8 protein-coding genes are annotated in these 13,278 nt (G+C 68.0%); 3 read left to right on the top strand and 5 right to left on the bottom strand.

The annotated features are described in order from the left end of the window. Positions 1–60 precede the first annotated feature (60 nt). The 4 genes from FB453_RS31080 to FB453_RS31065 are packed head-to-tail and all read right to left on the bottom strand — an operon-like array spanning position 61 to position 7,695. Positions 61–1,167, bottom strand: a complete 1,107-nt coding sequence (locus FB453_RS31080; protein ID WP_145795975.1) for an AAA family ATPase — start codon at positions 1,165–1,167, stop codon at positions 61–63. Next, complete coding sequence (gene drmB / locus FB453_RS31075; protein WP_222431444.1) at positions 1,164–2,948, bottom strand: DUF1998 domain-containing protein; 1,785 nt, start codon at positions 2,946–2,948, stop codon at positions 1,164–1,166. Before drmB ends, FB453_RS31080 begins: the two co-directional genes overlap by 4 nt. A gap of 20 nt (positions 2,949–2,968) precedes the next feature. Beyond that, positions 2,969–6,112: a helicase C-terminal domain-containing protein gene (locus FB453_RS31070; RefSeq protein WP_145795970.1), complete on the bottom strand. Its 3,144-nt coding sequence runs from the start codon at positions 6,110–6,112 to the stop codon at positions 2,969–2,971. Next, entirely contained in the window at positions 6,109–7,695 is a 1,587-nt protein-coding gene (locus FB453_RS31065; RefSeq protein ID WP_486480552.1) for an NERD domain-containing protein/DEAD/DEAH box helicase, read from the bottom strand. Before FB453_RS31065 ends, FB453_RS31070 begins: the two co-directional genes overlap by 4 nt. 205 nt (positions 7,696–7,900) lie before the next feature. On the opposite strand from FB453_RS31065, the gene FB453_RS31060 reads away from it, so the two are divergent. From FB453_RS31060 to FB453_RS31050, 3 genes are all read left to right on the top strand, one after another. Further along, entirely contained in the window at positions 7,901–8,947 is a 1,047-nt protein-coding gene (locus tag FB453_RS31060) for a sigma-70 family RNA polymerase sigma factor (protein WP_186718669.1), read from the top strand. A 283-nt stretch (positions 8,948–9,230) separates the two neighbouring features. Continuing rightward, positions 9,231–9,671, top strand: coding sequence for a very short patch repair endonuclease (locus FB453_RS31055; RefSeq protein WP_145795963.1), 441 nt, complete (start codon positions 9,231–9,233; stop codon positions 9,669–9,671). A gap of 54 nt (positions 9,672–9,725) precedes the next feature. Further along, complete coding sequence (locus FB453_RS31050) at positions 9,726–11,033, top strand: ATP-binding protein (RefSeq protein ID WP_145795961.1); 1,308 nt, start codon at positions 9,726–9,728, stop codon at positions 11,031–11,033. A 15-nt stretch (positions 11,034–11,048) separates the two neighbouring features. Here FB453_RS31050 and FB453_RS31045 read toward each other — a convergent pair whose 3' ends face one another. Then, complete coding sequence (locus tag FB453_RS31045; protein ID WP_486480537.1) at positions 11,049–13,259, bottom strand: DNA cytosine methyltransferase; 2,211 nt, start codon at positions 13,257–13,259, stop codon at positions 11,049–11,051. Between the last annotated feature and the right edge of the window lie 19 nt (positions 13,260–13,278).

Raw genomic sequence — 13,278 nt, 5'->3', positions numbered from 1 at the left:
AGTGCAGGCTCTTCTCCTTTGGGACTGTTTGGGATGCAGGCGGCCCGTGCCCACCAGATTTCAAGGCGTGTATTGCGACAGGTCGAGCAGGTCCTTCGGCAGCGCGCCCACGAGTGCCGGCTCGCCCGTTCCCGAGTACATCAGGGTCAGGCATCGCCGTGCCCGTGTGACGAGTACGTACAAGCTCATCCGCATAGTGTCACTGGCGATGTCGCCGGGCACAGTCTGGAGTTCGGGGACGAACACCGAGTCGAATTCCAGGCCCTTCACGCTCTGCCAAGAGATCAGCTTGAGTCCGGGTCCACTGAAAAGGGGATCTGAGAGGATCCCGGCGCTCCGGCCGCTGACATAACCCTGCAAGGGGTTGACGGTGCGGTGATCGAGCTGGTGATGGTAGTAGAACAGGTCCCTGCTGCGATGAAGGATCACCCCGATCGTTTCGTTCGGGTGCTGCTTCTCATGTAGAAGCAGATGCTCGGCCACGTCGGCCTTGTGCTGCGCTCTGATCAGGCGAGGGGCGGGACCGTCCGGCAGTGCGTCCGTAATGCCGCCGCCAGGGCGAAAATAGTCGGCGAGACCACGGATCGGGCGGCTGTTACGCATGGTGCGTGGAAGTGCCACGGGTCGGTTGGTTCTTGCCGCCGCAGCGATCTCCCGCACAGTGCTCTGACGGGGGCCGATGCGTTGGTTCTCGTCGGCGAACACGGTCACGGACGAGGACACGGCGCCTATGGCGAGGTAGAAGTCGGCCGGCATGTCCTGACCCTCGTCGACGACGAGGTACGGCCGTTGTTCCAGGGCCGGTGGATCGCTGATGATCTTTGTCAGACAGGCTATCCAGTCGAAATCGTACCGATCAAGCTTCGGCGGACTCCGCCGGTAGTGCTTCTGCCAGAAGGCGTGCAGCCATTTGTGGTAGGTCGTCGCGACATCAGCCGCTCCGATCTGCGCAACTGCGGCACGCGTATAAGCGGACAGCACTTTGCTGTGCGTCAGCATCACAGTCGGTCTGCCCGACCGGTGCAGGGCCGCCGCCCGGTAGATCGCAGTGATCGTCTTACCTGCTCCCGGGCTTCCAGTGACGAGGTGGGATTCCTCGAACGGCAGCGCGAGGACCTCCCGTTGGGCAGAACTGAGCTCGATCAGCGGAGGCAGCAGCAGTGTCACGTCGTGCCCGCCTGCACGGCGATGAGCTCGGCGAGAGGGTCACGCATGAAGCCGTACTCGTCGTCGATCACGAAAGTCCGGTCCAGCAGGACATTGCCCATCGTGCAGCTCGTTTCGGAGACCAACGTGCAGGCGTGGCAGGCGGCCATCGACAGGCCGGAAGGGCCCTGGGATTTCGACTCTCGGCACACCGGGTCGAGGGAGCACCATCGGGCGGCGGCGAGAGTGGCGGCGATGGTCGTGACGAGCCGTCCCGCCTCGCCGGAGCGGGCGAGGCCGCCGAGGGTGCCTTCGGAATCGCCGGCGGCGGTGTAGATCAGTACCCCGGCCATCGGGGTGTCGGAGTCCGGTGTGCTGGCATAGATGCGTTCGCGCAGTGACGAGGAGGGGTAGCCGGCGTCGAAGGCCAGTTGGCGCATCAGGAGGTGGGCGATGGTGTGCAGCAGGACCAGACGCGGCGTGGGGCTGCTCTCGATCCATCTGGCGTGCATGCTGCCGGCGAACCGTTTGTGGAGCGTGGCCGCACGTCGCACCACGGGAGCCTGCAGTTCCCACCGTCGGAGGTTGTCCTCGTCGAAGACGAGGAAGATTCCCTCGCCGTATACCTCTACCGCCGGTAGGGAGGTGCTGCGGGTTCCCAGGTCGGCGGGGATGCGGGTGTCCATGGTGTGGCGACGGAAGCCACGCAGGACCCGGACCTCGCGTAGGCGGTCGACCAGGACGATGTCGGAGATGGCCGTTCTCATCCGGTCGACGACCGGATCCAACCGGCCGTGGCCCGTGGATGCCGGGAAGGGCGTGTGCCGGGTGATGAACCGGTCGTCCGGATGGTGTCCTGCGCGCGGGTTGGTCAGTGCCTGCCATTCGCGCTCGGCCAGGTCCTCGGAGCCTTCGGAACCGGCGTCGGCGCCCGTGGTGCCGAGGCGGTCGTTCAGGATGGCGATGACCTGTCTCTCGTTGACGTTCTCCTGCTCGGCGATGAATCTGATCAGCTGCTCCCGCATCGGGCCCTCGGGGTCCGTGTGGAGTAGTGCGAAGTACGGGTTCTGTTCGACCCGTGCAGCCGTACCGCCCCAGGTGACCCAGTCGGAGTCGGGGGGAAGGTCGATTGCGGACCCGGTGTCGGGGAAGTAGACGCTCGATGCACCCCGTTGCAGGACCACGGGCGCCTGATCGCAGCTCACCGCCTCGGTGTCACGCTGCCAGGGCTGCCGCCCCCGGCAGCGGATGTTGATGCGACCGAGTGCGTGGGGCGACGTGAGGTCAGCGAGGTTCCTGCCGGCCCGGCAGGTCCGGCACCGGACCCGGAGTGATTCCAGTCCGCCACCCACCGTCGTCAGGTGCTCGAACTGCAGCTCGGCGCGTCCGCACTGGCGTTGCTCACGTCCCTGCCCGCCCCCGGAGTGGGCCCACTGTATCCAGGGCACGTCGTCGAGGTGGCCGTTGCCGCAGACCGCGACGAACCTCATCGGCACGAGCTGAGGGCTGCGGCCGCAGTGCTGGCAGCGGGGGATCCTGCCTGGCTGTTCCTGGCCGACGCTCCAGCGGGTCATCGTGCGGCAGGTGCCGCAGAACAACCACTGCGGGAACCGGTAGTAGGGCAGCCTGCCGTCGCGGGGCGCCGGGGGCAGGCGTAGTTCCTCGGCACCGAAGTGGGCTGCGATGCGCGGGGCGGCCAGGGTCATCCGCCGTCCCTTCCACCGCGTGACGTCCTCGGCGACGAAGGATTCACCGAGCATGTCCACGATCGCGCCGACGCCGAACGGGGAGAGGGCCTGCATGCGTCGTAGCCGACGGTCCATCACTGTCCCTCACCCCGCACCAGCACGCGGGCATCGGTGTCGACGTTGCGCATCGAGTCCAGTGTCGGCCATCCCGGTCCGGGCATGTCGAACTTCCTCAGCAGCTGGATGCGTTCGCGTCCTCCCCCGGTATAGGTGAGGCCTCCGAGCGGATGGGCGCGGTCGACGAGCCCCGCCCAGTGTTCCTCGAGTTGTTCGATGTGCCGGGCGACGTTGGCGGCCTCGTCCGGATCCGCTGCGCGGGCGCGGGCGATGAACTCCTCCACGAGGCTGCGCCAGGCGGGATCCTTCGGGTCGAACGCGGCGGCGGCGCGGTCGTCACGCCAGGTGTGTACGTGACGGGCGAGGATGACCAGTCCCGCGTGCAGCGCGCGGGTGCGTGCCGGCACCGAGAACGGTGTCACGGAGGTGGGTTCGACAACCCGGTAGAGGGAGGTGTGGTACGGGATGAACGACTCGTAGTGCGAGCGGTCGCGGGGTTTGGACGGCGAGTAGAGCGTTACTACCAGCCCGGGTTGGCGACGCCCGACCCGGCTTGTGGCCTGGATGTACTCGGCGGTGGTTTTCGGCTGGCCGACGACCAGCATGATGCCCAGTCGGGGGACGTCGACACCGACGGAGATCATGTTCGTGCTGGGCACGAACGACACGGCACCGGGCTGCCCACGCTCGTTGAACAGCCGCTGGAGGTGCCGGGGGATGTCCGCCGGCGGGATGTTGCTGGTCAGTTCCATGATTTCGGCGTCGTCAAGGTCGCGTCGGTCGTCCTCAGCGGCCGCGATGACGCCCAGACGGGCGGGGATGTCGTCGTGCGCCAGGGTGACGGTCTTGCCGAGTTCCCGCAGACTGTTGTGGTAGGCGATCAGGGTCCAGTAGGCGTCGGCGGCTTTCGGTCCGAGCGGCAGCTCGACGGGGGCGTTGAGCATTGCCGCGGAGAGGTGGACCATCGCGGTGAGAGGTGTGTGTCCCTGCGGCATGACTCCGGCGTAGAGGCGGCCGGGTCGGCCGGGGTCCGTTCGGACGAAGTAGGAGTCCTCGGCGTCGAGGCCGGAGGGCGGGAAGAGGGCGATGGGACGTCCGAAGACACCGCGGGACTGGGCATCGGCGCGACGGATGGTGGCGGTGGAGGCGACGATCTTCGGACGGGTGCCGTGGTGCGCCATCGCCACGTCGAAGGCAGCCTCGTAGAGCCCGACGATGGTGCCGAGCGGCCCGGAGATGAGGTGGAACTCGTCCTGGATGATCAGCGCGGGACCGGGGTCGGCGCCGGTGCCGATGAACACTCCCGCGCGCGGTTCGCGGGTGAACCGGGCGAATTTGTCCACGGTGGCGACGAGCAGTGTCGGCGGGTCGGTGTAGAGCGCGTCGTCGACGGACGAGACCGGCAGGGAGGTGTGGAAGTCGCAGTCAACGTTGGGGCAGTTGATCCGGAAGCTGTTGTTGTCCGCGTGCACTCCCCAGGCGTCGTCCGGTGCGTTGCCGGTCGGGAGGATGTGGGTGCCGCACCAGGGACATCGTTCGACCTGGAAGCTCTTGGTCGTCGGTTCATGGTTGCGGATCGTCTGGAGCAGGTCGACGGCGTCGGCGAAGTTGTTGGGGCTGTTGTTGCCGCCGACCCAGATGCCGATGGAGACCGCCCGCGTTCCCAGTTCCTCCGGGCGCTGCTGTCGGATGAGTTCGCAGGCGCAGATCAGGGTGGCCGCCCGCTGGAACTGTTGGGCGGTCAGTAGACGCAGGGTGTAGCGGGTGATGACGGTGGTCCCGGCGCCGGCGTCGCCGAGGGTCAGTCGTCGGTGGAAGACGGTGAAGGCCACCAGACCGAGGTACGCCTCGGTCTTCCCGCCACCGGTGGGGAACCAGATCAGGTCGACGAGATCGCGGTCGTCGTGCTCCGTGTCGACGATGGAGGGCAGGGACAGGAGGACGAACGCCAGTTGGAAGGGTCGCCAGCGACGGTCCGGGTCGTCGTAGTCGGGCGCGGCGGGGAGGCGGTCGGTCCAGGCACGACCGGTGCCGGCGAACCGGGGCCCGCTTCGGATCATCTGCATCAGCATGGCCCTGTTCGCCAGGACGAAGGCGCGCCGGGCGGTGGGGTCCTGTTCGAGCAGGTGCACACCTTCGCGCATCCGGGCACGGGCGCGGTCGACGCGTTGCAGGAGCCGGTCGGCCGCCGCCATGAGGGGTTCTGCCATGTCGTTGCGGCGGGTGCGGGTCTTCTGCGCCCACTGGTCGTAGCTGTCGACGAAGGCGTGCAGCCTGCTGATGACTCCTGCCGGGTCCTGTTCGAGCCCGGTGAGGTAGTTCAGGCTCAGTGCCTCCTGGTCGCCCGGCAGTTCGAAGGCGACGTCGGGAACGACGTGGCTGGGTAGGAAGGTCGTCTGCACCGACGTGGCACTGTCACCCGCCGCCTGCCAGCTCGCGGCGGTGCCGTGGCCGAGGGCGAAGACGGGGATCTTCCGGTAGAGGAGCGCGAGTTCCTCTTCCTCGGGGTCGGAATGGAGTCGCAGCGTCGACGGGTACGGGGCGATGCCACCCTCGACCGGGCTGCACCGCAGTGTCACCTGCAGCAGGCAGTCGGACGGATCCAACCTCCCGTGCTCCGACAGTTTCCGTTGGTTGACGAGGGAGACGGTGACCAGGACGCCGTCGCCGAACTCCCGCCAGACGATGGCCACGGAGGCGTCGCCGTCGAACAGGTCGTGTGTGGTCTGAAGGCCAGCTGTCGGGGGCTCGGCATACAGGGCGGCGCTGCCGGTGGCGGTCAGAGGCTGACGTCGCCACTTCTGCCGGTCCTCGCGGACGTAGCGTGCGGCTGTCACCTCGATCCGCAGGGCTGACCGTGTGCTGGTGACGAAGCTCAGTCCGACCGAGCTCGGCAGCAGTTGTCCGGCGAGGGCCACCGGGTCCTCGTCGCTGTCTGTCTCGTCGGTGGATCCGGCAGCCGGCGCGTCGTCGACGATGTCGTCGTCGTTCGCGTCGAGGGACGCCTCGCCGGGGAACAGGATGCCGGCCAGGTACCGGCGGTCGGGTCGCTCGGTGAGGACCTCGTCCTCCCCGGCCCAGGGGCCGACGAGTTGCCGGCGGAGGTAGTCGAGGACGAGGTTGCGGTCGTCGGATCCGCTGGGTGCGGGTGTGGTGGTCACCGGTCGTCCTCCTGCTGGTGGATCTGTCCTCCGGTGGCCATCCAGAGTCCGACCCTCGCGCGTGTCATTCCCACGTAGAGGTTGCGGATCCGGCCGGGATCGGCCGGGCCGACGTCGCCCAGGAGGATGAACCGGCTCTCGAGGCCCTTGAAGTCCTCGACCTTCGCGAAGGCGATCCGGCCCCTGGCAGGTCGTCGTAGCGTGTGCAGATCCAGTACGTCGATGCGGTGCCGCCAGCGGGCCGGCAGGTCCGCGAACAGGGACTCCTGCAGGGGCAACGGGGACAACAGGATGATGTCCGTGTTCGGAATTCCGTTGTCGTGAAGCCGGTCGAGCTCGGCGGCGGCTGCCGCGGCCCGGCGGGAGCGGTCGGGCTCGTCGACCACTGTCACGTCGGGCCCTTCGCCGGCCGAGGAGACACCGGTGTCCGCCCCGGTCATCTGCTGGGTCGACGTCACGATCTGTCGGGTGTTGCGGCAGTTGTCCTGCAACACCAGGTTGGCCGGCCGGAGGGACCTCAGATAGTCCAGGGCCTCGTCGTCGCAGGAGCCGACCAGCCCACGTTGGTTGTTGCTGTCGAGCAGCAGGTACCAACTGCCGTCACTGAGGCCGCCTACAAGCCGGTTGTCCAGGCACGACAGGTCGGTGAAGTTGACCATGTCCTGCGCCTCGTCGACCACGATGACGTCGAAGTGGGTGTCGTTGCCGGCCATGAGATTGGCGAGGGGGACGACATGCACGTCCTGCATTCCGGGTTGGTGCCGGATGAACCCGGCGACCACCTGGCTGCGGCAGGTGAACAGGGTCCGCTTGCCGCTCGCGGCGGATCTGCGGGCCAGTTCGGCCGCGAGCATCGTCTTGCCCGTGCCGGCCCCGCCCTCCACGAGGAGCCGCGGGTTGGTGGCCCACTGATCGAGCGTGCGGTACTGGCCCGCGGTGAGGGCGACGAGGTCGGCTTCCGCATCCGTGACGATCTGGCGCAGGGTGGGGACGGCGTCGAAGTCGGGCCGCAGGGCCTGCAGAATCTCCCGTAGGAGTGGTTCGTCGAGCGTGGCCTGACGCCCTCCGGGCTTGGCCCGCCAGTAGTCCGCCATGCGACCCAGACTGCGTTGCAGTCCATCGGTGCGGTCGAGTTGTCTGCGGTCGATCAGGGTCTCCTCGTCCCACTCGACCGAGGTCTGCTCGGGTAGCTGGCAGTCCGGGAAGACGACGGCGAAGCCGACGGGGATGTTGCGCATCGTGTCGCGGCCGAGGCGCTCCTCGAGGCGGCGCTGCAGGGTGAACATGGCGCTGGTCGCCTGCGCGAAGGGACTCTCCTTGCGCCGGCGTTCCTGACCGGTGCGGTCGCGGTAGGTCCAGACACCGTTGGTACAGCCGACGTAGCCGCCCTTGACCTCGATCACGTACACACCGCGCCGTCCGGCCAGGACGAAATCGATCTCGCTGACGCGCTTCCAGATGTGTGCAGGCAGATTGAGGCTGTGCAGAGCGAAGCTCCATCCGGCATCCACGAGTTTGAGACGTCGGTAGATCTCGGCCTCGGCGGCACTCTTCATCAACGGGGAGATCGGGTCAGGAACCATCTGCACCCGCTGGATTGTGCACGATGACGGGGCTTCGCGTCGTACCTCTCCGTGGTTGCCGGGGTCCACAATGGTGTGCGTGACGTCTTCAGCCGACCCAGAGGTTGTCCAACTGTGTGTGCAGCTGCTAATGGCGCATGTCCGTGACGGAACGGTCGGTGACTGGGAGATCGACAGTGTTCTCGAGCTGGCCGGGGACACCCACGTGGCGGTGCGGCAGCAGGTCGTCGAGGGGATGGTCGCGCGGGGTGTGGTCGTCGTCGCCGCGCCGGAAGACGACGGGCGTGACGGTCGCGGGCCGGCCGGCGTCATCGACCCTGCCCGGGCGGAGGGTTCGATCGCCGACGCCCGGAGGCTGCTGCGCAGGGACAGGGTCTCGTCGCGGCCCTGGAACCGGGTGCTGACGGCGTCCGAGGAGGTCGGCCTGGCGCTCCTGCTGCGCGGGGATCAGTACAGGCCGCACGAACAGGTCCCGCACGGCTTCCGCGCAGGTCTCGACGTCTCGGACGAGCGGGCGCGGGCCTTCGACGCGATGGTGCTGCACAACCGGCGGCTCGTGATGTCCGTTGCCGGTAGTCACCTGGGACACGGGCTGGAGAGTGAGGACCTGGACCAGCATGGCGTCGTCGGCCTGATGCGGGCGGTCGAACGGTTCGATCCCACCCGTGGTCTGAAGTTCTCCACCTACGCGGTCTGGTGGATCCGTCAGGCTGTGACGAGGGCGGTCGCCAATGAGAGCCGGTTGATCCGTCTCCCGGTGCACAAGTGGGATCAGGTACGTCGGGTGGTGGCGAGCCGGAACCGGCTGTTGACCCGGTCCGGCACGGCGCCCGTGTCGGAAATCTGTCACGAGCTCGGCTTGGACCCGGGGACGGTACTCGAATGCCTGAGACTGCATGCCGGGGTGGTGTCGTTGGATCTGCTCATCGGGGACGGCAACGCGGCGCTGGCCGATTTTGTGACCGCGGCCGACGGCACTCTGAGACCCGATGTGGTGACGTTGCGTCAGGAGACGTTGACTATTCTCCGCGCCTCACTGGCTGATCTCCCCGTGCGCTCGGCGGCGATCCTGACCTTGCGGGCCGGCGTCGGCACCGGCGTGCCCATGACTCTCGAGGAGATCGGACAGCGGCTCGGGATCACCCGCGAACGCGTCCGTCAGCTGGAGAAGAAGGCACTGCCGCAGCTCCGCGAGCGGATGACGGCACGTCTGGGCGGCGAACCGTCGAGGGACGATGATCTCGTGCACTGATGTCCGGGTTGCGCGGATGTCGGGGGCGGCGCCCGTCCACGACGCCGACCCGTGTGGGCCGAACAGCACCGACGTGCGTCCCGTCCGACGATCTGTCGGAGGCCGACGGGTCGGCACTGTCCACCGCGACCACCCTTCCCGGCGGGAGAAACCGAACAAAGCCGACGCAATATCGTAAATCTGCGTAGGGCGAACCGTCAGGGTCGGCGACATGGCCCCGAAGGCCCCCTCCAGCAGTGAACTGCCGCCGACCGGCGGCGCGGGTTGGGGTACGTTGTCGGCGATGACGCGACGCCCCACCGCTCTCAACGCCACCGTGTCGGCGCAGATGAGCCGGATGCCGCGGACGCGGACGAAACCTGAAATGTCGCTGCGACGGGAACTGCACCGACGAGGGCTACGGTTCAGGGTGAACCATCCCGGACTTCCCGGCCGACCCGACATCGCTTTCACACGGGCACGACTGGCGGTCTTCGTCGACGGCTGTTTCTGGCACCTGTGCCCCCAGCACGCGGTACTGCCGAAGAACAACGCCACGTGGTGGCGGGAGAAACTGCACCGTAACGTGCAGCGTGACCGTGAGAAGGACGAGGCATTGGCAGCACTCGGCTGGACGGTGCTGCACGTCTGGGAACACGAAGAACCCGTGGCAGTGGCGGAAATCGTCGAACAACTCTGGCGGGCACGGTGCCGATCGGACGCCACAGCATGGCCGGTCACGTGAGGCAGGGTGGGTGTGGCATCCTGGTCCTCACGGACGACGTGAGCGGAGGTGCCCATGCCGGGTAGAGCGTGGTACGACGTGGCGCCCTCAGCCGCACGGCTGACCGGATCGCTGCGGGATATCGGTTATGAGTTCCCGACCGCGGTCGCGGACATCGTCGACAACAGCGTCGCGGCAGGGGCCACCCGCATCGACGTGACCGTCGAGTTCGACGGGGAGGACTCCCGCGTCGTGATCGCCGACGACGGTGACGGCATGTCGGCCGGCCAGCTGACAGAGGCTCTGCGGTTCGGCACAAGGCGTTCGTACCGGCGCGGTGAACTGGGTCGCTACGGTCTCGGCCTCAAGACCGCGTCACTGTCCCAGTGCCGGATGCTCACCGTGATCAGCCGCAGCAGCCGGTCGGTGGCACGAATGAGCGCCCGGCAGCTGGACCTCGACCTTGTGGAGGAATGGGACCAGTGGGTCGTGGTGGACCCGTCCCCGCAGGATCCGGTGGTCCGCAGCGCCCGGCAGGGGCTGGCCGAAGGGACCGGCACCGTGGTCGTCTGGCAGGCGCTCGATCGCGTACTGCCGGAGAAGCGCCCGTCGGGCGGCTGGGCCCGACGGCGTCTGGAGACCCTGGCGGCGCGGACATCGGACCATCTCAGCATGGTTTTCCACCGTTTCCTGGAAGGATCCGATGGACTCACACCACTGGTGATGTCGGTGAACGGGCAGAAACTGCGCCCCTGGAACCCGTTCGCTCCGCAGGAGCCGCACACCTCTGAGCTGCCCCGGCAGCAGTTCGAGATCGAGATGGCCGGCGGTGTGGGGCTGGTTCAGCTCCGACGGTTCGTTCTGCCGCCGCGTGACCGTTTCACCTCAGCCGCGGAATTCGAACGGCACTCGGGTCCGCTGAACTGGAACCGGCAGCAGGGTCTGTACGTGTACCGGGCCAACCGGCTGGTGCAGTGGGGCGGATGGGGTGGGATCCGCGGTATCGACGAGCACACGAAGCTGGCCAGGGCAGCGCTGGATTTCGACAACGACCTCGACACCGCATTCAACATCAATGTCGCCAAGATGCGCGTCAGTCTGCCGGCCCAGTTGCGCCAGATCCTCGAGGCGCCGGTCAATGAACTGTGTGTCCTGGCCAACGACGCCTACCGCAGGACACCGCGGGGTTCGGCACGGCCCGTACCGGCGGACGTCAACGCGTCACCTGAGGTGCGTGCCGCCACCCACGCGGCCGCCACCGCCGGCCTCGCTCTGCGGATGGCCGCCATGCAGGCAGATCAGTGGGTGGCGTGGGAACGCATCGAGGAGACTCTGCGCGCCCAGTCGCCGGAGGTGGCGCAGCTGCTCGGACTGGACCGCTGACCGGGACCGACGCGGTCAGAACAGCTGAGGGCGGTCGATACGCGCCCCCGCGCACTTCTTGACCAACGGACATTCCTGGCACAACGGCTCCGCCGGGCGGCAGAGCGTGTTCGCGAGTTCGATCAGGCCCAGGTGGGCGGCGCGGGCGTCGCTGTCGATACCGATCATCCGGGCGACCTCCAGCCGGCCGTCCGTGAGGCGGTTACGCCGGTCGACGGGATGACCGCTGAACCGGGCGGCCACCCGCAACACACCCTTGGTGACGAGAACGGGCTCTTCCGACTCGTCCTCGGTGCCCGCGGGAACGACCAGCACCGCCAGGTCGGCAATGGACTCGTGGAGACCGGGCACCCGCCGCAACGCGTCGTCGTCGCGCAGTACCCGGGGATCATCAGCGAGTTGCCGGGCGAGCTCCACCACCGTTCCGGCCCGGTTCGCCCGGGAGATGAACCCGCCGGTGCGGCGCAGGTTCTCCTCCGCCGCCACCGTGTCCTGCGGCTGGCGCCACGTCCGCAGCAGGACCCAGACCTGGCGCATCACATCCGGGTGGGCGCGATCGAGAAGGATCTCCGCCTGCAGGACCTGCCACCGTGTCTCCGCGCGCAGCCACGGAATGCCGCTGACCTGACCCGAGGCGAACCAGCCCGCGAGCGTCGAGGCGACCTCCCGCGTCGACACATGTGCCGGACGGGGATTGTCGAGCGCCCGTCGCGCAGCCCGGGACAGGTGCTCACCGAGCAACGGGGGTACCGCGTTGCCGATCTGTTTGAACGCGGCCGACGGCGGACCGGCGAAACGGAACCAGTCGGGGAAGGTCTGCAACCGGGCTGCCTCCCGCACGGTGATCGTGCGGTTCTGCCGCGGGTGGATGTACCAGTAGCCGTCCTTGGCGATGTGCGCCGTGATGGTGCGCGACAGGTCGTTCTCGTCCAGACGCTTGTACTTGTCGTCGAAGATGTCGTCGCGGTACCGCTTGACGTCATCCGGTAGGTCCGAATACCGGGTCGTCGGGCCCATCATCTCGAACGCCCGCAGGTCGTCCTCCCGCACCGGGCGGGTGATGTGGTCGAAAACCCGGTGCGCATCCGGTTCCGGCATCCCCGCGCGCATACGCTGCTGGAAACCTGTCACGGGAGCCTCGTAGGGGGTCCAACCCTCCGCTCCCCCTTCCGGGCGCCAGCCGCCCTCAACCTCCGGCAGGTCGCCGATCGCGTTCCACACGGTGACCCGCTCGGGCTGTTCCTCCGGCCAGTCGAACGCGAGGCCGTCGCGGAGGCCGACCAGGATGAGCCGTTGACGGAACTGCGGGACGCCGTACCGGAAGGTGTCGACCGCCTTCTCCTCCACCGCGTAGCCGAGGGATTCCAGCTCGTGCACCATCGTCCGGAGTATGAACATCTCCTTGTCCAGTGCCATGTCCGTCACGTTCTCCATCAGCACCGCCGGCGGCCGGGCCAGCCGGATGACCTCAAGGAACGACCGCCAGAGGTCACGCCGCTCGTCGTACGGATCCCGCAGACCGTGGCGCACCTTGTGGCGGATCATCGACCGGCCGGCCTTGGAAAACGGCTGACACGGGGGCCCGCCGGCGAGCAGCTCGACGCCCGCCAGGCGCACGAGGTCGGCGACCTCCCGGATGCGGGCCGGGTCACCCAGGTCCCAGTCCACGCTCAGACCACCGTGGTGGTGCCGGTGGGTCTCGACCGCTTCCGGGTAGTGGTCCACCGCGAGGATGACCCGGTAGCCGGCGTTCTGCATCCCGAGACTCAGACCGCCCGCCCCGCTGAACAGATCGGCCGCCAACCGGAACCCGTCCTTGCGGGCTTCCTGGGCGTACCGCAGCAGGTGCTCGCCGTCGGTGACGGCGTCGGCATGGGGCGCCAGCTGCACGAAGGGTCCACGCACCAGTCTGACCTGGTACTTACCGCGACGGGCGGTGGGATCGGGTGCGGTGGGTTCGGCATCGGCGCGGTCGGTCACGTGCACGAACGTTACCGGTGACGGCGGCCGCAGCCCAGCACGCCCCGGCGGGGACGCCGGCGTCGCAGCGGGTCCGTCACCGGGGCCGAAGGGCCCGGCACCCACGTCCGGCGTGATGTCCCATCGCTCCGGCCTCACCGACCCGGCCGACCGGACAACCGGACGGTCCTGACGGACGGTGACTTGCGCCACCCATGCTGTATACGTGGTTACCGAACATCGTTCTGATGGCTGTCTCACGCTCACGGAGACCCACCCATCGGCG

It is taken from the genome of Micromonospora sp. CNZ322 (assembly GCF_007827755.1).
This window is presented reverse-complemented; position numbering and strand designations above follow the sequence as displayed.